The sequence below is a fragment of the Halomonas sp. BDJS001 genome (genome assembly GCF_026104355.1).
In the GTDB taxonomy this organism is placed as follows: Bacteria; Pseudomonadota; Gammaproteobacteria; order Pseudomonadales; family Halomonadaceae; genus Vreelandella.
Genome location: NZ_CP110535.1, coordinates 4,746,369 through 4,768,840, shown reverse-complemented (window position 1 = coordinate 4,768,840; position 22,472 = coordinate 4,746,369). Strand labels below are relative to the sequence as shown.

The following is a 22,472-nucleotide window of genomic DNA, read 5'->3' as shown; positions in this document are numbered from 1 at the left end:
CATGAAAATTTCCTTATCCCGGTGTGTGTTGGCAGCGGCGATTGCTGGCCTGGCCATTAGCTCTGCCCAGGCAGAGACCACCCTGCGTATGGCTCACTTTTGGCCTGGCCCTTCAGGCGTTAATCAGGATGTTTTGCAGGCATGGGCCGATACCATTGCCGAAGAGTCCAATGGCGATCTAACCATTCAAATGTTTCCCGCAGGTACCTTAGCCAAACCAGACTCCATCTATGAAGCCGCGGCCAATGGTATTGCCGATATTGGTGCCACTGCCCAGGGCTATACGGCTGGCCGTTTCCCGCTGTCGCAAATTGTTGAGCTACCGGGTGTAGCCAGCACCGCGACACAAGGGGCGTGTGTGCTACAGACGCTCTACGACGACGGCCATTTGGATAGCGAATACGAAGATACTCGCCCGCTATTTATGTTTACCACGGGCCCAGGTGGCATCCACACCATCGACACCGACGTACAAACGCCCGCTGATCTCCAAGGGCTGCGCATTCGCCGCCCTACGGCGGTGGCGGGTGAAATGCTGGAAAACATGGGGGCAAGCCCGGTGGGCATGCCTGCGCCTGATATTTATACCTCCATGCAGCGCGGCGTTATTGATGGCCTGAGTTTTCCCTGGGAAGGCTTAAAAGGCTTCCGTATTAACGAACTCGTCAACTACCACACCGAAGTACCGTTCTACACGTTGATCTTTGTGGCCACCATGAATCAGCGCAGCTATGACAGCCTGACCCCAGAGCAGCAGGCGGTAATCGATAATAACTCAGGTATGAAATGGGCTGAAAACGCCGGTGCAGTGTTTGACCGCCTAGATGTAGAAGGTAAACAGGAAGCGACTGATGCTGGCCATACCATTCGCGAAATTGAAAATCCGCTAGCGCATCCGGATTGGCAAAAACCGCTCGAAACCGGTATTGAAAACTACCTAACGCAGTTGGAAGAGCGCGGTTTGGATCAGGCGCGCGACGTCTATCAGGCGGCGTTGGCAGCCAGTGAGTCTTGCAGCACCCAATAGGGGTAATGTGTCATGCAGTCTACTCTTTACCGGGCCAGCCATTGGCTGGCCCTTGTTTGTCGCTTGGTGGCTGGGGTCGCTTTGATTGGCCTGCTGGCGGTTACCATTGCTGATGTCAGCACACGCTACCTTTCCCGGTTGACGGAGGGCGCGATTGCGCTGCGCGTATCGGGGAGCGTGGAGGTGGTTAGCTACTTGATGCTGTTCGCGCTATTGGCGGCGATGGCGGCAAATGTCGAAAAAAGCCAAGTGGTGGTGGAAGCGTTCTCACATCGCTTACCACAAGCCATCAAAAATCGCGTGCAAGGCGTCTTTTTGCTCGGTTTTATGGTGCTGGGGCTGATCCTGTTTGTGGGGTTACTGGATTCTGCTGCCGCTGCTACGCGGCACGGGGAAATAACTCAAGACCTGCGACTGCCCATGGGGCCGATTTACCAATTGGCAGCGGTGCTCAGTTTACTATTGGGGATACGCAGCTTTATTCACGCCTTGCTAGGCATGATTTATGCGGCGGGTGAGGAGGCAGCTCATGGGGAGTGAAGCGATTGGTGCCATGGGGCTGGGGCTTTTATTGGTGCTGATGATTCTGCGCGTACCGGTTGCCTTGACCATGCTGATTGTCGGGGTGGTGGGGTTCGCCCAGGTCATAAGCTGGGACGCAGCCGTTGCACAGTTAAAAACTGTCCCGGTCGAGGTGCTCTCTAACTACAGCTTCAGCGCCGTGCCTATGTTTATTTTAATGGGCGTACTGGCTGCCCACTCGGGGATGGCCGGTAAGCTGTTTGATTCAACCCGCGTCATTTGCGGAGGCTGGAAGGGCGGCCTGGCGATTGCGGCGGTGGGCTCTTGCGGCATCTTTTCCGCAATTTCCGGTTCATCGCTGGCGACGGCGAGTACCATGACCCGGGTGGCGCTGCCGGAGATGGAGCGCTATGGCTATAACCGTGGCTTAGCCACCGGTGCGCTTGCCGCTGGCGGCACGCTGGGCATTATGATTCCGCCCAGTATCGCGCTGCTGATTTACGCCATCCTTACCGAACAGTCCGTGGGCGATATGTTTATGGCGGGCTTGATCCCTGGCCTGCTGGGGCTGGTGATGTATTCACTGACCATTACGGTAGTCATGTACCTGCGTCCCTCCCTAGCCGTGGCGGGTGAACCCACTGCTTGGAAAGAGAAGCTGCTCTCGCTGACCGGCTTAGTGCCCTTCTTTGGCGTTTTCCTGGTGATGATTTTAGGTATCTATTTTGGTGCCTTTACACCGACGGAAGGGGCCAGTGTCGGTGCGTTCGCCACGCTGCTCTACGCCTTGGCAAAAGGCATGCGCGGTACCCAGCTATGGCACAGCGTACAAGAGACATTGGCGCTCTCCGCGGTGGTGTTCTTTATGCTGGTAGGGGCTGAAACGCTGGGTTACTTCATCTCAGTGTCGCGCATTTCGTTCTCCATCACTGACCTGCTCTACGGCATGGATCTCACGCCCATCGTTGTGGTGCTGTGCATCCTGGCACTCTACTTTGTGCTTGGCATGTTTATGGACTCCATCGCCATGCTGGTGATCACCGTGCCGGTGGTTTACCCGATTATTCAGGCAATGGGCATCGACCCGGTATGGTTCGGTATTTTGACCGTACTGACCGTTGAGTTGGGACTCATGACCCCGCCGGTGGGGATGAATGTGTTCGTGATTAAAGCGATGGCGCCGCATGTCGGGCTAGGGGAGATCTTCAAGGGCGTGACACCCTTTGTAGTGTCTGACTTGCTCCGCTTGGCACTCTTAATCCTCTTTCCGGTGCTCTCGACCTTCTTTTTGCTCTAAGGAGTGTTAACGCCCTTGCGATTGACGCAGCCGAAACTCCCGCGGTGAAAACGTAGTATTACGCTTAAAAAAGCGCGTGAAATAGGCCGGTTCAGAGAAGCCTAAGCTGTCGGAGACCTGACCAATGGTCATATTGGTATAGGTGAGCTGACGCTTGGCTTCCAGTAGCAGGCGTTCGTGTAGCAACTGCAGGGCGCTGCGACCGGCGAGTTGGCGGCAGAGCAGGTTCAGGTGCGCGCTACTCACCCCGATCTGCTCGGCTAACTGCTCAATACTTGGCTGCTCGCGATAGTGGGCTTCGATCAGCGCTTGATAGTGCTCTAAATGCTGTCGTCCTTTGTCGCTTTGGCGGGGGCTATAGCGTTTTGCCGTGCGGCCTGCATAAGCACAAAGACGCGATAGCTCGACTACCAAGGCTTGGGTAAGTGCTTCGAGTAGGCTGTTGCGCCCAGGGGCGGGCTGGCGGTACTCCTGGTCGATCTGAGCCACCAGCGTGGCAATTCTGTCGGTCTGGTTTGGCTGGAGCAGCGGATAGAAGTCAGCTTTTTTTAGCGTACTGTTTTCACCCATTAGTGCATGTAAGTGGTCGGCCAGCGGTTTGGCCAGGGTGATAATGTGTCCTTCCACATCCGGTGAAAAGAGAAAGCCGTGAATAGCCATCGCGGGCACAACGATAGCGCTGGGACTCTGAAGCTGATGGCTTGTTCCCTCCAGTTCCAACTCAACGCTACCGTGAGAAACAAATAGAATATGCACCAGGTCGGCGTGGCGATGCGGGCGTATACGCCAGTCATGTAACTGGCTGCGCTCAGGAATGGATTCGCAGTGGAGCAAGTCTGGCGTGGGCCAATGCTGCGTCTCGCCATACAGCTTAAATACCGGAACGGACGTTGCCGACGAGGCTGGCATCACCTACATCTCCTATTCGACTAAGGTTGAGTAATAACACGCTAAATGTCCAATAATTGATCTAGATCATGCCTTATTATGCGGCGTGTTTCATTGAAAAATACAAGTCATAAATTATTTGATAATGACAACGATGAGACATCCCCTATGAAGACACAGGTCGCGATTATTGGCGCTGGCCCTTCTGGCCTACTGCTGGGGCAGCTACTCCATCGCCAAGGCATTGATAATGTGATTGTTGAGCGGCGCAGCGGTGAATATGTATTGAGCCGTATCCGCGCCGGTGTCCTTGAACAGGGCATGGTGAACTTATTGCGCGAAGCGGGTGTTGACCAGAGGATGGATGAGGAGGGCTTACCCCATGACGGTTTTGAGCTTGTTTTTGATAACCGCCGCGTGCGGGTTGCGCTGGATGAACTGACCGGCGGCAGCAGAGTGATGGTATACGGCCAAACCGAGGTCACGCGGGATCTGATGGAGGCCCGCGCCGCCGCTGGCGCGACAACGCTCTACGAGGCGGAAAACGTTCAGCCCCACGACCTGGATAGTGACCACCCCTATCTAACCTTTGAGCACAACGGTGAAACGGTCAGGCTTGAGTGCGACTACATCGCCGGGTGCGATGGTTACCATGGCGTCTCCCGTCAGGCGATCCCTCAAGAGCGCATAAAAGAGTTCGAAAAGGTTTACCCGTTTGGCTGGTTGGGCTTGCTATCGGATACCCCGCCGGTCTCGGATGAATTGATCTATGCGAGCCATAAGCGTGGCTTTAGTCTGTGCAGCATGCGTTCCGCCACCCGCAGCCGTTACTACCTTCAAGTACCCTTGGATGAAAAGGTAGAAGATTGGTCGGACGAGCGTTTTTGGGAAGAGCTCAAGCGCCGCCTACCTGACGAGGTGGCCGCCAAGCTTGTCACCGGGCCTTCCATCGAGAAGAGCATCGCACCGCTGCGCAGCTATGTGGTCGAACCCATGCAGTACGGGCGGCTGTTCCTGGTCGGCGATGCGGCGCATATTGTACCGCCCACCGGGGCTAAAGGGCTTAACCTGGCCGCCAGCGACGTCAATACGCTCTATCGGCTAATGGTGAAGGTCTACCAGGAAGGCCGCACGGATTTGATCGAGCGCTACTCGCAAACCTGCCTGAAACGCATCTGGAAGGCGGAGCGCTTCTCCTGGTGGATGACCTCCATGCTGCACAACTTCTCTGACCAGGAGGATTTCAACAGCCGTATGCAGTTGGCCGAGCTGGACTATGTGACCAGTTCTAAAGCGGGGTTGACCACCATTGCGGAAAACTATGTGGGGCTGCCCTACGAGCCGTTGGAATAGCGTCTACCCTTTGTCCATTTATCCTCCTTGCCCAGGCTGACGCTTGGGCTTTTTTGCGCCTTCCCGCTCAGTTTAAACAGCGTTTTCGTGGGCTATTTCCGTGGTCTAAGTGAGTAATGGCGGTGGAGGCTTCCGCTTGAGCGTGGCGAATTAAAAGCGAGCAGATCCGCGCCAGTGTGCACAGTATTGGTGCGCTGTGATACTGACCAAGACATTCGACTATTTGTCTAGCCGACTAGTTATTATTAATAAATATATCTATATCATTGATAATAGTTGCTTTAATTTTAGACGGCGAGTTTTTTGCTAAATAAAAAATAGACTTACGTCTGGGTATTTACTTTACTTTTCATGTGATGTTGAATGTTTTCTGCTAGGCTTACCTGACATTCAACACAAAAACAAATAGGGCTAATGACCAATGACCAGCCAAAAAAAGCTGTGGCTCGAAACTTCTCGCCGACTGACACGCTTGAGCGGCGTATGCGCTGGGGTGTTACTCAGCACCAGTGCGTTAGCGGATAATATCAACCTCAGCTATGCCTTCTTTGCGCCTTCTCAAACCTTTCCCGCCGTGCAGATGGAGCACTGGGCGAAAGAGCTTAACGAAAGAACCGATGGCCAGGTAAACGTCAACACCTTCCCAGGCGGAACGTTGCTGACGGCTGCCAACATGTTCGATGGCGTCTTAAACGGTGTTGCCGATATCGGCCTTTCTGCTACTTCATACGAGCCGGGACGTTTTCCGTTACTCAATTTGGCCGGAAATCTAACGGGTATCGACGTGAATTCGCAGACTGCCAGCCAGGCAGTGTACGAACTGATCAAAGAGTTTCCTGCGGAGACGCTGGGCTTGGAAGATTTCAAAGTCATTACGGCATTCACCTCCGAGCCAGGCTACCTACATACGCAAGAATCAGTGACGTCGCTGGAGGATCTTGAGGGCCAAGAGATCAGGGTGCCAGGTGACAGTACGGCCGTTGTTCAAGCCCTTGGTGGCGTGCCTGTGGGTCTCACCCAATCGGAAACGGGGGAGGCCCTTCAGGCGGGTATCGTTAATGGCTATGTAGGTTCCCGTGAGACGCTGATGGATCTGCAGTATGCCCGCAATGTGAGCTATATCACTGACTATCCTTTGACCAACGTTGTCTTCGTTGCGGTGATGAATCAGCAGCGGTGGGACGCTTTACCTGAAAACGTTCAGCAGGAGATCGATGCATTGGGTGCCGAAATGGCCTCCTATGCAGGTAAGTACCTAGATGAACACATCCAGGAATCCTTGACGTGGGCTGCCGAGAACCATGACCTTGAGCAGCTCACCTTGTCCGAGGAGGAGGCTGAGCGCTGGTCTACCTTGCTGGAGCCCATCAATGAGCAACGGCTGGAAGAGGTGGCTGCTCAAGGGCTTCCTGCCTTTGAGTTGCGCGATCGGTTTATTGAGCTGATCGAACAAAACCAATAGTGCCTACGCTCTTTGTCTGGGCGCATATCTTTGCGCCCAGTAAGCGCCATGTTGATAGATCTAGGTAGTTACCATGAATAAATTTAATTGGGTAATTAGCCGTCTCTTACTCTATGTAGCCGGTTCGGCATTGCTGATGATGGTGTTTCTGGTGGTCGGTAATATCGTAATGCGCCAAGTTAGCTCTTCATTTGGTGGCACCACCGAACTGGTTGGTTGGCTAACTGCGGTGGTAGTTGCACTATCGCTCGCTTACTCCCAGCTTACCAAAGCCCATATCGAGCTGGACTTGCTGGTCGAACATTTGCCCTCCCGTCTGCAAAGCGTTCTCTACGTCTTGGTCTCAGGCGCAAGTTTTTTATTCTTCTCCATGGTGGCGTGGAAACTCTGGGAGTATGGCTTTAGCGCTATGCAAAGAGGCTCTTTATCGCAAACACTGCGTATTGCTTTTTATCCCATTGTTTATCTAGTGGCACTAGGGTTTTCTGCTTTTTGCTTGGTTCTTTTAGCAGACTTTTTGAGTAGTCTAAAAAAGGTGGTAACACAATGAGTATGACGCTGGTAGCTTTGTTAGGCGTACTCTGTTTGTTTCTTCTTATTTTGTTAAAAATGCCGATTAGCTTCGCCATGTTCATGGTGGGTTTTTTTGGCATGCTTTACATGACGAGCCCTATTGCCGCGTATAACGTGATTAGCTCAGGCATCTGGGAACAGCTATCGGGTTACTCTCTTAGTGTCATACCCCTATTCATTTTTATGGGGGAATTACTGTTTCGCTCTGGGATAACGGAAAAGATATTTGCAGCTGCCTATGCCTGGATAGGCCATTTCCGCGGCTCCATGGCCACAACGACGATCCTTAGCAGCGCAGGTTTTGCAGCGGTTAGCGGTTCGAACACCGCCACAGCAGCCACTGTCGGCACCATTGCGCTCCCCGAAATGAAGAAATTTGGCTATAACCGTGCGCTCAGTGCTGGCAGTGTCGCGGCGGGGGGCACGCTGGGAGTTATCATCCCACCAAGCTCTGTGCTGATTGTTATTGCGCTGCAAGCCGAGCTGGCTATTCGCGATCTGTTTCTGGCCAGTATTGTCCCCGGACTTATTCTGGTCGTGCTGTTCATCGCGACGATTGGACTGCTCTGTCGCCGTCGCCCCGATATGGGCCCCGCAGGTGTGCGTTCGAGCTGGTCTACAAGGTGGCGTTCGCTGAAAGGTGTTATCGAAATTGGTGCCCTCTTTACACTGGTATTGGGGGGGCTATTTGCGGGCTGGTTCACCTCAACAGAAGCTGCTGCGGTGGGCTGCATTGGTGCAATGATCATCACCTTGATACAAGGAAAGCTCACCTGGACCGTCTTGAATGAGGCCATCGCGAATGCACTCAAGTCATCGGCCATGATCTTGATGTTGGTTGCTGGAGCGGTCATTTTCGGGCGCTTTCTTACCATCACAAGACTGCCTTACATGGTGGGCGAGTGGGCGGCGGCACTGCCCTTGCCAGCCATAATGGTAATGGCCTGTATTCTGCTGATCTATGTGATCGGTGGAGCGCTAATGGATGCGATGGGGTTTTTGATTATCTCAATCCCGATTTTCTTTCCCGTAGCGCTTGCCTTGGGTTACGACCCCGTTTGGTTCGGTGTGGTGGTCTGTATCGTTACCAGTATGGGGGCGATTACCCCGCCGGTGGGGGTGAACGCTTTTATTGTAAAGAGTCTGGATGCAGAGTTACGAATGGGTGAGACATTCCGTGGAGTGGGGTACTTCATACCTCCTTATCTGCTGTGTATTGCCTTGCTGTTAGTGCTCCCTCAGATCGTACTGTTCGTCCTTTAGCATTCACCCGTTTAGATGAGTAGTTATAAATTTTATGCCTATTTGCTTGAAATTTCATGTGATAAGTCTAGGGAGGTGCTGAGGTGACTATATTGACATCGAGGTTAAGCCTGGGGCAGGGGCCGCACAAAGTGGTCGTCAAAGATACGATCGATATCGCCGGTTTCCCCACCTGCGCAGGCTCCGCGGCCCTTGCTGACGCGCCGCCAGCCGTGACTCATGCAGAGATTGTCGAGCGAACCCTCAAAGCGGGATACCACATTGTAGGGAAGGCCAATCTGCATGAGCTGGCGTTTGGTATGACGGGCATCAATGCCTGGGCTGGCACGCCAGAGAATCCGCGCTACCCCACCCTTATCCCTGGCGGTTCTTCCAGTGGTTCGGCCGCCGCGGTGGCCGCGGGTCTTGCCGATATTGGTATTGGTACAGACACCGGCGGTTCTATTCGCGTCCCCGCCGCTTGCTGTGGTGTTTACGGTTTTAAGCCCACCTTCGGGCGCTTGAGTCGCCAAGGGGTTATGCCAGCGGAAAGTAGCCTCGATTGCGTGGGTCCCATGGCTCGCGATCTCCACGTACTAATGGCTTTCATGAGTGCGATTGATCCTTCCTTTCAGTCGCCAGTGAAGGGTTCTGCACCTGTTCTGGGGTGTATCAGCGTGAATGCTGAGTCGGCCATTTGGGCAAGTATCGAAGGCCAGCTAAGCCGGTCTGGACTGGCGCGTGGGGATGTCACCTTGCCGCTTATGGCCGAGGCGTTTGAAGCTGCCATGGTGGTTATCAATCGCGAAACTTTCCGTGCTTGCGAGGCGTTACTTGCCACGGGCAAGGTGGGCGCGGATGTTGATCAGCGTTTGAAAGCCGCTGCCGCGACGACCGATGCCGAGCTAAAGGAGGCGGAGCGCGTACGTCGTGCCTTTACCGCCGAAGTCGACGCAGTGCTAGAGCGGCATGATGTCCTGGTGCTGCCAACGTTGCCGCATTTTCCCATGACCGTTCAGGATGTGTTTTCGGGCCATCAGGATCTGAAAATATCGTCCCTTGCGCGCCCCTTCAACCTTTCAGGGCATCCCGCCTTATCGATCCCTCTTGAGTCTCAGCAAGCACTCCCTGTCTCCGTGCAATTGATCGGACGTCGTGGCGATGACGCAGGCGTTTGCCGGGCGGCTTCGCAACTTATGGGCCGGGTTTCGTTGGCGGGAGAGGAACAAAAAAAAGGAGCAAATCATGCAACGACACATTGATAAATCACAGTGGGGAGGCGAGGAGCGTTTTGATGCGCTGCTCGCGTCAATCCGATCTCGGCGCAAAGAATTCGAGAAGTTGCGCCATATTCCCATGGATATCATTGATGAGTTCAAGGCCATTGGCGTCTATCGCGCCATGGTACCCGCCACCTACGGTGGGGATGAGAAGTCGCCCGCCGAGTTCCTGAAAATGGTTGAAGCGATCTCGGCGGCGGATGGCTCCTCTGGCTGGGTAGCGAGTTTTGGCATGAACCCCGCCTATTTGGCCGCGTTACCCGAGGAGACCCTAAAGGAAGTGTGGCGGGATTCTCCTGATATCGTCTTCGCTGGCGGGATTTTTCCGCCCCAACCCGCTGAGCGGGTCGATAACGGTTTCCGTATCAAAGGACGGTGGAAATTTGCCAGTGGTTGTATGGGGGCTTCGCTATGTGGTGTGGGCATTCTCCCCGCCGAAGAGGGAGCGCTGCCGCGCATGGCAGTGCTGCCCCGCGACCAGGTGAAGATCGACCCGACCTGGGATATGTTGGGCATGGTAGCCACCGGCAGCCACGACCTGGTTGTCGAGGACGCCTATGTTCCAGAAGCCTGGACCTTCGTGCGCGGCGGCAAACCCAACGTCGATTCCCCCTTCTTTCGCTACCCATCGCTCTCCTTCGCCGCTCAGGTGTTGGCAGTGACAACACTGGGTTTGGCCCGCGAGGCATTGGATGTCGTCCGCGCCACGGCCGGTGGGCGGAAATCGGTCACTGGCGCCCCCAACCTGGGTGAGCGTGAGTATGCCCAGATTGCCCTCGGCAAGGCCGAGGCCAAAGTTCGCGCCGCCCGGGCCTTCTTCTATGAGAGTACTGAGGCCGCCTGGGCGAGCATTCTGGCCGGGGGCGAACCAAGCCGTGAGCAGGTCAACCTGCTGCGCCTCTCTACCACCCATTTGACCCATGAGTGCGCTGAGGCGATTCGCAGCGTATATCAGATCAGCGGTATGACTGGGGCCGAAAACGGCCACCCTCTCTCGCGCATTCTGCGTGACTCGCAGTTGTGCACCCAGCACGCCTTTATGGGCGAGATCACCTGGAAGAACGCCGGCGCGATCTTCTTCGGCCATGACCCTTTACCGGGTTACCTATAACCACCCTACGTAGTTTAACCAACGGAGATCGACATTATGCATCGCGTACTTTTCTGCATCGGTATCAACCAAAACTTCATGAATGCAACCGCTGAGGAAGGCAAGCAAGTCTGGCAAGCCTTCAGCCAGATGATGCAAGGCATCGATGAACTCCCCGGCGTCACTATCCTGGGGATCATGGATGACGACCGCATCATGGTCGGCCCTTCCGCCACCGCCCCCTGGACCGCCTACATCATGGCCGATGTCCCTGATTACGAGACGGTTGTAGCCGCCTGCAACTTCTTCCGCACCATCCCGGTGGGGGACGGCACCTATAAGCTCTGGAAATACGCCCGTGTCGAATCGCGTATCGGCCGTGAGTTGGTGGTACCTGAATAAAGACAGCATTAGCTGGCTAGGCATGAGGAGAACAAAATGAATCAATTAATCGACGTCAAAAACATCGCGCTCGATCCAGATCAACTGGTTCATAACGATAAGATTGCGACCCCGATGTACACCAGCTCAGAGCTATTTGAGCAAGAGCAAGAGAAGATTTTTCGTAACACCTGGGTATGGGTCGCGCATACCAGCGAGATCCCCGATAAGGGGTCTTTTAAGCTGTCCAAAGTAGGTCGTGAACCGGTCATCGTGGTACGTGACCGTAAGGACAATATCCATGTAATGGTTAATCGCTGCCGCCACAGGGCAGCGACGGTGTGCGAGGTTCACAAGGGCAAGACCTCATCTTTCCAATGCCCTTATCACGGTTGGGGCTATGGACTCGATGGCAGTCTGCGTGCTTTGCCGAATCCCGAACAGTATGGCGATGATTTCGATAAGTCACAGCATGGGATGCTCAAGCTACGCGTTGAAAGCTATCAAGGGATGATATTCGCCACTTTCAACGAGAGCGTTGAGCCATTGGAAGACTTCCTGGGGGCTGCCAAGAAGTGGATCGATCTGTTTATGAAACAGGGTGGTGGATACCCCGTAAAAACCCTTGGCGAACATCAGTTTTCGGTGCCAATGAACTGGAAAGTTCAGCTCGAGAACACCACCGACGCCTATCACTTTCCGATCGTGCATAAATCCTTCCTGCAATCCCTCGATGAGGAAGCTGAAAAGACGTTCACCTTCCTTGATGGCGAAGGCTTCGTTGAAGACCTGGGTAACGGTCACTCCGTCATGGTCATGATCCCCGAGCTCGTCGACCTAGAGGAAGATCTCGAGCGCAAGATTCCTGAGCGTTTCGAAGAGCTGGCGCAGGCGCTGCGCGACGAAGGCTACCCGGAAGATCAAGTCCGCCGCATTGTGCGCGCGGTAGGTGGCTCCGGGTTCAACCTCAATCTGTTCCCCAACGTGGCGTGCTCAATGGCCTTCTTCCGGGTGTTGACGCCTGTTGCTGTCGATAAAACCGATATTCGCCACATTGCCATTGGGATGGAGGGAGGTCCCGACATCGCCAATCGCGTACGCCTGCGCTTGCATGAACACTTTCAGGGCCCCATGGGCTTTGGTTCTCCTGACGATGCCGAGGTCTGGGAGCGAATCCAGCGGGGGGTCGATGGCGGTGCCGAACTGCCGATTCTGGTCAATCGCGGCATCGAGAAGGAAGTGCCGGGCGAGGCAGGGCCACGCGGTCATGTATCGGATGAAACGGGCATGCGTGCCGCCTATGCGATGTGGAAACGGATGATGCAGGAGTGAATGAAATGAACACAATCGACAATGAAAGCCTGCTCTGGCAGGTCACGCAGTTTATCTGGCACGAAGCGGCGATTCTGGACGCAAAAGAGTATGACGCTTGGCTCGATCTGTGGCAGCCAGAGGGCTTGTACATCATTCCTATCGAGGACGCCGACGATTACGCGGCAGTGCTCAACCTATGTTACGACGATGACAAGATGCGCCGGGATCGTATCAAACGCTTCCAGGATGGCTTCTCGATCTCTTCGGCACCCCCTGCCGTCACCGTACGCACCTTGTCTCGTTTTGTGATCGATGCCGTCGATGGCAATACGGTTGTCGTTTCATGCGCTGAGCACCTGGTTGAAGACAAGTTTGGGCGTCAGCGCATTTGGGCCGCCAATGTGCGCTACACCCTCACGTCCACTGATACCGGCTTCCGTCTTCAGGAGAAGGTGGTTCGTCTACTCAACTCTGATGGAGTGCTGAATTCGTTCAGCTATTTGTTCTGATGAGCGTACCACTACCCGACAAAATTCAGACCGCAGTGGTGACCGGCGGCGCACGTGGACTCGGGGTGCACATCGTACGCGCACTGCATAAGGCGGGGTTTCGTGTCGTTATCACCGATATCTACACCGAACCCGCCGAAGCGCTGGCATCCGAACTCGACCTGGCCGGGGAAACCGCGGTCACCGCGACCCTCGATGTCGCCAAGCCAGAGGATTTCCAGTGCGTGCTGGACAAGATTGTCGCGCGCTGGGGCAGTTGCGAAGTGCTGGTCAATAACGCAGCCCGAACCGCGGTACAGGGGGTGTTCGATATTGACCCAGCTCACTTTAACGAAGTGATGACCATCAACGCTGGCAGTGTCTTTGCCGGTTGCCAGATCTTTGGTCGCCACTTCCGGGAACGTGGCTATGGGCGCATCGTCAATCTGGCGTCGCTGGCAGGGCAGAACGGCGGTACCGCCACTGGCGCTCATTACGCTGCCTCCAAGGGCGCCATTCTGACCTTGACCAAGATCTTTGCCCGCGACTTGGCGGCGGACGGGGTGACCTGTAACGCCATTGCGCCGGGGCCTCTGGATACCCCGATGGTGCGTGAGGTACTCGGTGACAATCTGGATAAAGCGCTTGCCAATATTCCCGTAGGCCAGTTGGGTTCCCCTGAGCTGGTCGCGCAAATGGTGAGCTTTTTGGCCAGCCCTCAGGCGGCTTTTGTAAACGGTGCCTGCTGGGACGTCAATGGCGGCATTTACATGCGCTGAGCATCTGGAGATGACCATGCAAGATGACATCATGACCCTGCGCGTTGTGCGCCGCGATATTCAAACCAATGAGATCGCAGTGATCGATCTGGCTGCTGAGAGTGGGGCTGATCTGCCTGCCTTTGAAGCAGGCGCCCACATTGATATTCACCTTGATGAAGGGCTGGTGCGCCAATACTCGCTGAGTAACCCCCCAGGGGAGCGCCATCGTTATCGGCTCGGAGTGCTCCTCGACCCCGCTTCGAGGGGAGGATCCAGAGCGGTACACGAACGCCTACACGAAGGTGTTCAGGTGAAGGTGAGCGCTCCCCGCAATCTATTCCCACTGGATGGATCGGCGCCGCATAGCCTATTGGTGGGCGGCGGCATCGGTATTACGCCAATGATTGCCATGGCGTACGAGCTGCACGATGCCGGACGCTCCTTCGAGTTGCATTACTGCTGCCGTGGGCGTGAAAAGGCAGCTTTTATTGACGAGCTTGAAGCCGCCTTTGGCGATGCGTTAGTGATGCACTTCGATGATGGGGAGGCCTCTCAACGGTTGGAAATAGAGACGTTGCTGGCGTCTCAACCCGCCCAGACCCACCTCTATGTATGTGGCCCCACCGGTTTTATGGACTGGGTAATGAATGCTGCCCGTCAGGCGGAGTGGCCTCAGAGCCGTGTGCATTCAGAATACTTCTCTGCAGAAGTGGATACCAGCGGCACCGCATTTGAAGTAGAAGCGGTTGCCAGCGGCGTCACCGTTCAGGTGGAAGAGGGCATGTCCATCGCCCAGGCGCTCAAAGCGGCTGGCGTCAAGGTCAATGTTTCCTGCGAAGAGGGGGTTTGCGGCACCTGTATCTGCGAGGTGCTGGAGGGCACCCCCGATCACCGTGACCACTTTCTCAGCGAAGAAGAAAAGGAAGATAACGACCAGATTGCCGTGTGCTGCTCCAGGGCTAAAAGCGCACGTCTCGTCATTGACCTTTGATCTGCCAGCGTAAAGGGAAACCGCATGCACACCGTCAAAACAAGACTATGTGAGCCGATTCTGAACCTGTGTGGCCTCTGTCTGTTACTGATTGCCTTTGTCATCGGCGCGGGGGTGTTGATGCACCTGTTTGGAGTGTCGCAACTCATTGCATTTGAAACACCCCATTGGCTGGTGGGGGGAGCCATTACGTTCAACTCTTTGATGGGGTTACAGGTGCTGCTTTTTGCAGTAGCCATCATGATGGCTATCGCCCCAGTCTTACTGCTGGATCGGCACGTTAGGGTTGATGTGTTTCACTCCCGTTTATCGGCACGCTACCGGCGTGGGATCGATATTGTCGGGCATGCACTGTTCGGTATTCCTTTCTTTGCGTTGCTACTGCTGCCCGCTTATCGGTTTGCCGAGCGCGCCTACCTGACCAGTGAGCGTTCGACAGATGGGGGGCTGACGGACATATACGTTATCAAAGCCGCCCTGCCTATCGGTATCACCCTGGTTTTGGTGGTGCTGGTGTACCTGTTAGTGAAACAAACTTGGTTATTTCTGTCAGGGAGCTCGGATCATGCTTGAATTCTGGCTGCCTCTCTCCATGGTGCTGCTGCTATTCGCGGGTATTTTGTCGGGCTATCCGGTGGCACTGGTGTTGGGTGGGGTGTCGGCAATATTTCTGCTGTTTTCAGACCTCCCCTTGGCCTTCTCCAACCTCATGTTGACGCGTGTGTACGCGAACGCGTTGAGCAACTGGCTCTACGTTGCTATACCGATGTTCATCATGATGGGGTTGCTGTTGGAGCGAACCGGCTTGGCCCGTGATGCTTTCCGCGTCAGCGAACGCTTGCTGCGCAGGCTTCCTGGCCATCTCGCGCTGACGGTGCTGTTCATTGGCGGATTGATGGCCGCAACCACAGGTGTTGTTGGCGCTTCCGTTGTCCTGCTTGCGGTATTGGCGTTGCCCCGAATGCTCAATGCTGGCTACTCAGCATCGGCGTCGGCGGGGCTCATTTCAGCCTCGGGCACGCTCGCCATTCTGATGCCGCCTTCCGTTATGCTGATCATTCTATCCAGCCTGGTATCGGTACCCGTCGGCCATCTGTTCAAGGCTGCTTTGATCCCGAGTGCTTTGTTGCTACTGCTCTACACCCTCTATTCGCTTGCCCTTGCATGGGGGCAGCGGCGTTCGCCATTAACGGATATCAAACGCCCAGATGAGCAGCAAGGTGGTGGCGTTTGGCGCAACCTGCTGGCGTTGTTCCCCTTCCTCGTACTGATCCCCGTCGTGCTTGGCACCATCGTCTATGGGGTGGCGACGCCTACGGAGGCCAGCGGTGTTGGCGTGCTGGCGGTGTTGGGGTTTGCCGGTGTCATGCAGAAAATAGATGTGGAATCGGTAATGACAGCGGCGAGAGAGACCGTGGTATCGACTGCCATGATCATGATGTTGGTTATTACGGCGACCTGCTTCTCGCTAATTTTTAAAGGGGTCGGCGGTGATGGCTTAATTCGCAGTAGCTTGGGGCTGATGGGGGGAGGCAGTTGGAGCGTGTTAATCCTCATCCTATTGCTGGTCTTCGTGCTGGGGTTCTTCCTGGACTGGCTGGAAATATCCTTGATTCTGATGCCTATCTTTGTGCCTATCATCACCCAGTTGGAACTGTCGAATGGGCTTACCGGTGGAGCGCTGCTGGTGTGGTTTGCCATCCTGTTTGCGATCAATTTGCAGACTTCCTTTCTCACTCCCCCGTTCGGCGTATCACTCTTCTATTTGAAAGGGGCCGTGGGTGATCGCGTTGCCACCCTGGATATTTATCGAGGCGTACTGCCCTTCATCGCCATCCAACTGTTCGTCTTGCTATTGATCCTGCTGTTTCCCGGGCTGCTCATGCTGTAAGCCGTTGCATCAACAATCACCGCACAGAACTTACGAAACAAATAGAACAGGAGTTAACACCATGAAGTTGTCTTTGAAGAACACCATTATCGGTACTGGCGCATCGCTACTCGCCTCCACCGCGATGGCCCAGAATTTGACCCTGCAATCCGCTTTTCCCTTCAGTCTTGAGGTCATCGATACCTCAATACATCGCTTTGTCGAGGATGTCTCCACGGCGACCAACGGGGAGCTGACTTTCACTCCTTATGATGCCGGATCCTTTTCGCCCCCCTTCGAAATTCTGGAGAACGTCGGTAACGGCAGCCTGGACGCAGGTTGGTCGGCCGCCAGCTACTGGGCAGGTCAGATTCCAGCCGCCGCGCTGTTTCAAAGCATTCCCTTCGGCCCCGATGTGCCGAAGTACCTGTCCTGGCTATATGGCGGCGGCGGTCTCGAACTGTGGGAGGCGCTATACGCACCCCATAATGTCGTACCGATTCCCTGCGGCAGCATGATCTCTGAAGCGGGCGGATGGTTCACCGAGGAAATCACCAGTGTTGAAGACCTCAATGGCATGAGTATGCGCATTAGTGGTCTGGGTGGAGAGGTGATTAGTCGCTTGGGAGTGTCGCCAGTTTCCATTCCTGCTGGCGAGACGTTTCTCGGGCTTGATACGGGGCGCATTGGTGCCGCTGAGCTCAGCTTTCCCACCATTGATACCAGTGCAGGCTTCTTTGAAGTTGCCAAGCACTACTACTTCCCTGGCTGGCATCAGCCCGGCAGCCTCAATGAACTGCTGGTTAACGCTGACGTATGGGCCGGCTTGGCAGAAAGCCAGCGCTTGGCCGTGCGCAATGCCTGCAGTGATTTGAGCATTCGTATGTTTGCCCACGATATGCAGGCTCAATCCGCCTCCCTGGAAGAGTTTCGCAGCGCTGGAGTAACCGTTGAACGCTTCCCTGAAGAGGTGTTGGCTGCCTTGCAGTTGGCCACAGAGGAGGTGCTGGAAGAAGCGGCTCAGCGTGATAACGACTTTGCCGACGTCATTGAGTCGTATCAAAACTTTAGCGAGCGCTATGACGAGTACCGCGAGCTAACCGCTTTTTAACCACCCCGAGCCAACCGCTCAAATACGCATAATGAGGATTGCGATGCCTACCGTTCACGTTTACATGATGTCAGGCCGGACACAGCAGCAGAAGGAGTCACTGATCAGCGAAGTCACGGATGCTGTGGTCTCTTCGCTGAGTGCGCCCAAAGAGAATGTTCGGGTAATTATTAGTGAGGTGCCCAAGAGCGAGTATGGAATTGGTGGCGTCACCGGCGAGAAGCTAGGGCGCTGATACTCCTCTGCATAAATAGTACAAGAGAGACAGTTTATGAGTATTGATACCAGAGATTTTAGAAACGCCCTGGGAAAGTTCGCCACTGGCGTAACAGTGATAACCACCCGTGATACGGGAGGTGAGCACTATGGTGTAACGGCAAGCAGCTTTAATGCCGTCTCCATGACACCGCCGCTGATTCTATGGAGCATCGATAAGAGCGCTTATAGCCTGGATGCCTACTGCCAGGCAGAGCACTTCGTGGTCAATGTACTGGGCAGTGATCAGGTGCCCATCTCTAACCGTTTCGCACAGCGGGGTGAGAACAAGTTCCAGGGGATCGACCTTGAAGAGGGGGTTGGGGGCGGCGCACGAATAGTGGGCGCTGTGGCCCATTTTGAGTGCCGCACCTGGCAGGTGTACGAAGGCGGAGACCACTTCATCATCGTCGGGGAGGTACTGAAGTATGACTACCAGGATGGTCGGGGGGCTTTAGTGTTCCACAATGGGCGCTATGCCCTGCCTGAGCCCCACCCGATGACGATTCCTCAAGAAGAGGTCGAGACGGGAGAGGGGCTTCTGGGGCATCACTTTCTTTATCTGTTGCGCCAGTCCCTGTCTGCCTATCGTAAGGATTTCTATCCTCGCCTCGAGCACATGGGCGTGGATGAGAAGGAGTGGCGAGTGCTGACCCTGCTGCTTGATCGAGGAGCGCTGCCCCTTGAAACCATTGCGCAACGTGTTGCTCAGCCCATCGAAGACCTGAAGGACACTTTAGGCGGTCTGACCCGCCGAGGGCTGGTAAGTGACCGTGATGATAACGCCTCTACCGTTGCCCTGACGAATGAGGGAGGCGAGTTGGCGCGCAAGCTGCTGCAAATGGCGCGGGAGTATGAGCAGAAGGTATTTGAAGGCGTGAGCGAGGAGGAGATGAGCATTCTGAAAGGGGGACTTGAGCGTGTTATTGAGCAGCTAGGAACCCCCTGATGAGTCACGGCGAAGAGTAGAAAATAGCGCTATCAACGGAGGAAAATGATATGACAGAAGTGTCTGCAGCAGCGTTTCAACGACTTATGGATCGCGTTGATACCCTAGAGGCCGAGTCCGAAATTCGTCGGATTCAAACCCGGTATATGTTTCTTTGTGACACCCCTATGCCGGAGTACGGTATCGAGAACGATGAGCAGCGCATTAATCAAATCATGGCGCTCTATACTGAGAATGCGATTTGGGAGGGGGTCGGTGAGTATTACGACGGACAGTTTGGACGTCTAGAAGGTGCTAAGGCTATTCGACGCCACTTCGAAAATTTCTGGGGACAGAAAAAAGATCCTAAATTACTCCTGAATGTGCACTACCTGACCTCTGAACAGATTCACGTCAAGGGCAATACAGCGACTGGGCAGTGGGTGCACTGCCAGCCGTGGATTTTTTCTGATGGGAGCTCGCTTCTGCGTTCATCACGGCTTAATAACGCCTTTCGAAAGCAGGATGACGGGCGCTGGTTAATTACCCGTACACGGACGGAAAATGTGTTTGTAGCCCCCTTGAAAGAGGGGTGGGCAACAGACTTTCCTGCTGCGTCGGTGTTAATGAAACCCTAAAGAGGAACCTAATGCTAGCCTCCATTGCTTCCCCAAGAATAGCTATCGTGGGTGCCGGTGCCATCGGTACTACCCTAGCGGCGCGCCTTGCAGTGGCAGGGTATACCGTCAGCGTATTGGCTCGGGGTGGCACGCTGGCGGCCATCAAGCGAAAGGGTGTTTGCCTCATCGATCGGCAGGGGCAACACACCGCCAATGTCATTGCTTCGGATAATTGTGGTGAACTGGGTGAGCAAGACTTCGTATTTCTGTGTACTAAAGCTCACTCTGTACCCTCCCTGTTGCCACAACTACAACCCCTGTTCGGCCAACATACATGTTTGGTGCCTATGGTGAATGGCACGCCGTGGTGGTTACTCATGGATGCCGTGGAGCCTCGTTCCGTTGAGCCGCCTCACATAGAAGCCGTAGACCCTGGGGGCAAGCTGGTGAACTGTCTACCTGCCAGCGCCATTGTAGGGTGCGTTGTCTATATTGCGGCACAGCTAAAAGCCCCTGGGGTCGCCTGCTCGAATACCCCTCTTAGGCTAGTGGTGGGGAAGATTGGCACCCCATCAAAGTGCACTGATAGCCGTTTGGCAGCGCTTATCGAGGTGCTGGAAAGCGCTGACATTGGTACGCGCCACTCTCAGCGTATCCGCGATGCCGTATGGAGCAAGGTCGCTGCGAACCTGACTTCCAACCCGCTCTCCGTGATAACAGGTGCTACGCTGGCACAGCTATATAGCCATGCTTCACTGCAGAAGGTGGTTGGCCAACTCTTCGACGAAACGCGCCTGACGGCAGAAGCCTATGGCAGTCAGCTTGAGATGACACTCCAGCAACTTTTGGAGTTGGGCGAGAACATGGGGGCTGTCAGTACTTCCATGCTTCAGGATCATCGACAGGGCCGAGCTCTTGAGCTCGCAGCGATCGTCGAGGGAGTGATCGAACTGGCCGATAGCAAGCGTATCCCCGTCCCCACCATCAAGTTGATTCTTCACCTGACACGATACTTCGAAGACACCGGTCTTCGCCCCTCATATGCCTGCGATGGCAAGGAGAAGTGTTAAATGACGATTAAGCCGTTAGCTATGCCAGACACGGTGGTCAAACCCGATGGTTGCAGCGAAGAGGAGTGGCAGCAGCGCCTAAAACTCGCCTACTGCTACCATCTAGTCGATTTCTTCGGCTGGACGGAGACCATTTTTAACCATATCTCAGCCCGAGTGCCGGGCTCAGACAATCATTATCTGGTGAATCCCTTCGGACTCACCTACACCGAAGTGACACCGCTGAATCTGTTGAAGGTCGATCTGGATGGCAACAAGGTCGAGTCCTCTGAGTACAGCGCCAATCCCGCGGGCTTTGCTTTGCATAGCGCTGTGCACGGGGCGCGTGAGGATATTCACTGCCTGCTGCATACCCATACTGTTCCCATCTCGGCCATCGTGCAGAAGAAAAAAGGGTTTACCCACCATGATTTCTACGGTGCCCAGCTCTATGGTCGTGTGGGTTACCATGATTTTGAAGGCATCACGCTTTTTGCTGACGAGAAAAAGCGCATGCTGGAGAGTCTGGGGGGCAAGCACATTCTGGTACTACGTAACCATGGGATCGCCGTAGGCGAGTCCTCGATTGAGAAGGCGCTGTTCCTGTTGTGGACCGTCCAGCGGGCGGCGGAAAACCAGTGCGCAGCAGGGGCTTTGGGTGGCGAGGATGTGGAAATCGACACCTCAATTAGTCAGAAGTGTGCCGACCTTACCGCCGAACTGATTCGCGAAAGCGGTTTCGCCAATGAGTTCTTTGCTGCCATGGTGCGCAAGCTTAAGTCCGAACGTCCGCTCCCTTTCTAAAATAGATATGAAGATGGGCTGCCTATTTCTGACGATGGGCGGCCCACCGACTATTCACGTTACTGCTGGTATTGCTCGATTAATGCCAACATGCGGTCGTATAGTGCCGCTGCCGGTAGGCCCTGCGCCGCAACCTGCTTGATACGTTGCTCATTGAGCGGTTCAATACGCCCCGCCCAGCGCTTCTGTTCTTCTTCGCTCAGGGTGACAACCTCCAAGTCGTGGTTATCCTGCGCCCAGGTGATGGCTTCGCGAACATGATTATCAAGATAGTGCCCGGCGTACTGAGAGGCTTCAGCGCCGAGCTCTTCAATGACCTGTTGGACATCTTCTGGTAACGACTCCCAGCGCTGTCGGCTCATCACTGCCAGCATCACAACATTGGATAGGGGATAGTCCACGATATAGTCGAGATAGCGTGCGTACTGAAGATCCATCAGGGTTTCGCGGGAGGAAGCTACCCCTTGAACAATGCCGGCCTGGAGCGCTTCGCCGGTTTCAGCTTGAGACATGCCAATCGGCACGGCCCCGAGTGTGCGCAGAGTGTCGGACTCGCCCGGCACACGAATTTCCAGGCCGGATATATCCTCAAGTGTGCTCACCTGTTCTCGCGTCTGGAGATACCCCGGTTCGGAGGTAAACACAGTAATCACTTTGAAATCCTCAAGACCGAACTGCTCCTGGGGAAACTCGCGTACCAATTGGTAGGCAACTTGGCTTGCCACTTCAGAGTTAACATCGATACCGCTGAAATCACCGATCAGGTTCAGTAACGGAAAGCGTGCAGGCTCGTAGGAGGTTGTCGTAAGGCCAATATCGGCGACGCCATTGAGTACGCCATCCAGCATGTTGCTGGCGGTGAGCAGGGTGCCACCTGGAAAGGTGTTGACGGTGACCTTGCCCTCAGTGCGTTTTTCAAGTTCATCGGCCCAGAACTGCATCTGCACACCAGGAAACGTCTGAGCGGGAGCAAAGAAAGCGTAATTGAGACTGATATCACTAGCCAGCGTCGCTGAACTTAGCATCACACCCGCCACGAGACTGCTTAAACGCAGCAGTGAGGGTCGGTGCTGCAAAAGCGCGTGTTCTTTGTGCATGTTGATCGCCATGGGGAACATCCTCTCTATTTGTTGTTTGTTGAATGCCGGTCATGAAGCAGCGTATAA

At 54.9% G+C, this 22,472-nt stretch carries 24 protein-coding genes; 22 read left to right on the top strand and 2 right to left on the bottom strand.

Translation table 11 applies throughout. The features are described from left to right. Window position 1 precedes the first annotated feature (1 nt). The 3 genes from OM794_RS22215 to OM794_RS22205 are packed head-to-tail and all read left to right on the top strand — an operon-like array spanning window position 2 to window position 2,846. Window positions 2-1,027, top strand: a complete 1,026-nt coding sequence (locus OM794_RS22215) for a TRAP transporter substrate-binding protein (protein WP_226249195.1) — start codon at window positions 2-4, stop codon at window positions 1,025-1,027. Between the two features lie 12 nt (window positions 1,028-1,039). Beyond that, window positions 1,040-1,567 carry a TRAP transporter small permease subunit gene (locus tag OM794_RS22210; RefSeq protein WP_226249196.1) on the top strand — a complete coding sequence of 176 codons (528 nt, stop codon included), beginning with the start codon at window positions 1,040-1,042 and terminating at the stop codon, window positions 1,565-1,567. After that, on the top strand, window positions 1,557-2,846 hold the full coding sequence (locus OM794_RS22205) for a TRAP transporter large permease (RefSeq protein WP_226249197.1): 1,290 nt from the start codon (window positions 1,557-1,559) through the stop codon (window positions 2,844-2,846). The genes OM794_RS22210 and OM794_RS22205 overlap by 11 nt, the downstream gene beginning before the upstream one ends. Before the next feature lie 6 nt (window positions 2,847-2,852). On the opposite strand, the gene OM794_RS22200 is transcribed toward OM794_RS22205, so the two are convergent. Next, window positions 2,853-3,755: a helix-turn-helix domain-containing protein gene (locus tag OM794_RS22200; protein ID WP_226249198.1), complete on the bottom strand. Its 903-nt coding sequence runs from the start codon at window positions 3,753-3,755 to the stop codon at window positions 2,853-2,855. 147 nt (window positions 3,756-3,902) lie between these two features. On the opposite strand from OM794_RS22200, the gene pobA reads away from it, so the two are divergent. The 19 genes from pobA (at window position 3,903) to OM794_RS22105 (ending at window position 21,306) form a co-directional block, all read left to right on the top strand. Next, window positions 3,903-5,087 (top strand): 4-hydroxybenzoate 3-monooxygenase, encoded by a 1,185-nt coding sequence (pobA, locus tag OM794_RS22195; protein ID WP_226249199.1) that lies wholly within the window; start codon window positions 3,903-3,905, stop codon window positions 5,085-5,087. Window positions 5,088-5,508: 421 nt separating this feature from the next. Next, on the top strand, window positions 5,509-6,549 hold the full coding sequence (locus tag OM794_RS22190; protein ID WP_226249200.1) for a TRAP transporter substrate-binding protein: 1,041 nt from the start codon (window positions 5,509-5,511) through the stop codon (window positions 6,547-6,549). Between the two features lie 73 nt (window positions 6,550-6,622). Then, window positions 6,623-7,099, top strand: a complete 477-nt coding sequence (locus OM794_RS22185) for a TRAP transporter small permease (protein ID WP_226249201.1) — start codon at window positions 6,623-6,625, stop codon at window positions 7,097-7,099. After that, window positions 7,096-8,385: a TRAP transporter large permease gene (locus OM794_RS22180; protein WP_226249202.1), complete on the top strand. Its 1,290-nt coding sequence runs from the start codon at window positions 7,096-7,098 to the stop codon at window positions 8,383-8,385. The genes OM794_RS22185 and OM794_RS22180 overlap by 4 nt, the downstream gene beginning before the upstream one ends. 83 nt (window positions 8,386-8,468) lie before the next feature. Beyond that, window positions 8,469-9,626, top strand: coding sequence for an amidase (locus tag OM794_RS22175; RefSeq protein ID WP_226249203.1), 1,158 nt, complete (start codon window positions 8,469-8,471; stop codon window positions 9,624-9,626). Beyond that, a complete protein-coding gene (locus OM794_RS22170; protein ID WP_226249204.1) occupies window positions 9,610-10,755 on the top strand; it encodes an acyl-CoA dehydrogenase family protein in 1,146 nt (381 codons plus the stop codon). Before OM794_RS22175 ends, OM794_RS22170 begins: the two co-directional genes overlap by 17 nt. A gap of 36 nt (window positions 10,756-10,791) precedes the next feature. After that, window positions 10,792-11,136, top strand: coding sequence for an IacB protein (locus OM794_RS22165; RefSeq protein WP_226249205.1), 345 nt, complete (start codon window positions 10,792-10,794; stop codon window positions 11,134-11,136). 36 nt (window positions 11,137-11,172) lie between these two features. Beyond that, the gene (locus OM794_RS22160) at window positions 11,173-12,447 is read left to right on the top strand and encodes an aromatic ring-hydroxylating oxygenase subunit alpha (protein WP_226249206.1); all 1,275 of its coding nucleotides are present in this window, start codon (window positions 11,173-11,175) and stop codon (window positions 12,445-12,447) included. Window positions 12,448-12,452: 5 nt separating this feature from the next. After that, on the top strand, window positions 12,453-12,938 hold the full coding sequence (locus OM794_RS22155; protein ID WP_226249207.1) for an aromatic-ring-hydroxylating dioxygenase subunit beta: 486 nt from the start codon (window positions 12,453-12,455) through the stop codon (window positions 12,936-12,938). Beyond that, the gene (locus OM794_RS22150; protein WP_226249208.1) at window positions 12,938-13,696 is read left to right on the top strand and encodes an SDR family NAD(P)-dependent oxidoreductase; all 759 of its coding nucleotides are present in this window, start codon (window positions 12,938-12,940) and stop codon (window positions 13,694-13,696) included. Before OM794_RS22155 ends, OM794_RS22150 begins: the two co-directional genes overlap by 1 nt. A gap of 16 nt (window positions 13,697-13,712) precedes the next feature. After that, a complete protein-coding gene (locus OM794_RS22145; RefSeq protein ID WP_226249209.1) occupies window positions 13,713-14,669 on the top strand; it encodes a PDR/VanB family oxidoreductase in 957 nt (318 codons plus the stop codon). A 24-nt stretch (window positions 14,670-14,693) separates the two neighbouring features. Then, window positions 14,694-15,242 (top strand): TRAP transporter small permease subunit, encoded by a 549-nt coding sequence (locus OM794_RS22140; protein ID WP_226249210.1) that lies wholly within the window; start codon window positions 14,694-14,696, stop codon window positions 15,240-15,242. Beyond that, the gene (locus tag OM794_RS22135; RefSeq protein ID WP_265154078.1) at window positions 15,235-16,560 is read left to right on the top strand and encodes a TRAP transporter large permease; all 1,326 of its coding nucleotides are present in this window, start codon (window positions 15,235-15,237) and stop codon (window positions 16,558-16,560) included. The genes OM794_RS22140 and OM794_RS22135 overlap by 8 nt, the downstream gene beginning before the upstream one ends. A gap of 61 nt (window positions 16,561-16,621) precedes the next feature. Further along, a complete protein-coding gene (locus tag OM794_RS22130) occupies window positions 16,622-17,650 on the top strand; it encodes a TRAP transporter substrate-binding protein (RefSeq protein WP_226249211.1) in 1,029 nt (342 codons plus the stop codon). A gap of 43 nt (window positions 17,651-17,693) precedes the next feature. After that, on the top strand, window positions 17,694-17,885 hold the full coding sequence (locus OM794_RS22125; protein ID WP_088700097.1) for a 2-hydroxymuconate tautomerase: 192 nt from the start codon (window positions 17,694-17,696) through the stop codon (window positions 17,883-17,885). A 36-nt stretch (window positions 17,886-17,921) separates the two neighbouring features. Beyond that, window positions 17,922-18,854, top strand: coding sequence for a flavin reductase (locus OM794_RS22120; protein WP_226249212.1), 933 nt, complete (start codon window positions 17,922-17,924; stop codon window positions 18,852-18,854). A 50-nt stretch (window positions 18,855-18,904) separates the two neighbouring features. Continuing rightward, window positions 18,905-19,471: a nuclear transport factor 2 family protein gene (locus OM794_RS22115; protein WP_226249213.1), complete on the top strand. Its 567-nt coding sequence runs from the start codon at window positions 18,905-18,907 to the stop codon at window positions 19,469-19,471. A gap of 11 nt (window positions 19,472-19,482) precedes the next feature. Then, a complete protein-coding gene (locus OM794_RS22110; protein ID WP_226249214.1) occupies window positions 19,483-20,523 on the top strand; it encodes a ketopantoate reductase family protein in 1,041 nt (346 codons plus the stop codon). After that, window positions 20,524-21,306 carry a class II aldolase/adducin family protein gene (locus tag OM794_RS22105; protein ID WP_226249215.1) on the top strand — a complete coding sequence of 261 codons (783 nt, stop codon included), beginning with the start codon at window positions 20,524-20,526 and terminating at the stop codon, window positions 21,304-21,306. A 59-nt stretch (window positions 21,307-21,365) separates the two neighbouring features. Here the strand turns inward: OM794_RS22105 and OM794_RS22100 are convergent, their stop codons facing one another. Then, on the bottom strand, window positions 21,366-22,403 hold the full coding sequence (locus OM794_RS22100) for a TRAP transporter substrate-binding protein (RefSeq protein ID WP_226249216.1): 1,038 nt from the start codon (window positions 22,401-22,403) through the stop codon (window positions 21,366-21,368). Between the last annotated feature and the right edge of the window lie 69 nt (window positions 22,404-22,472).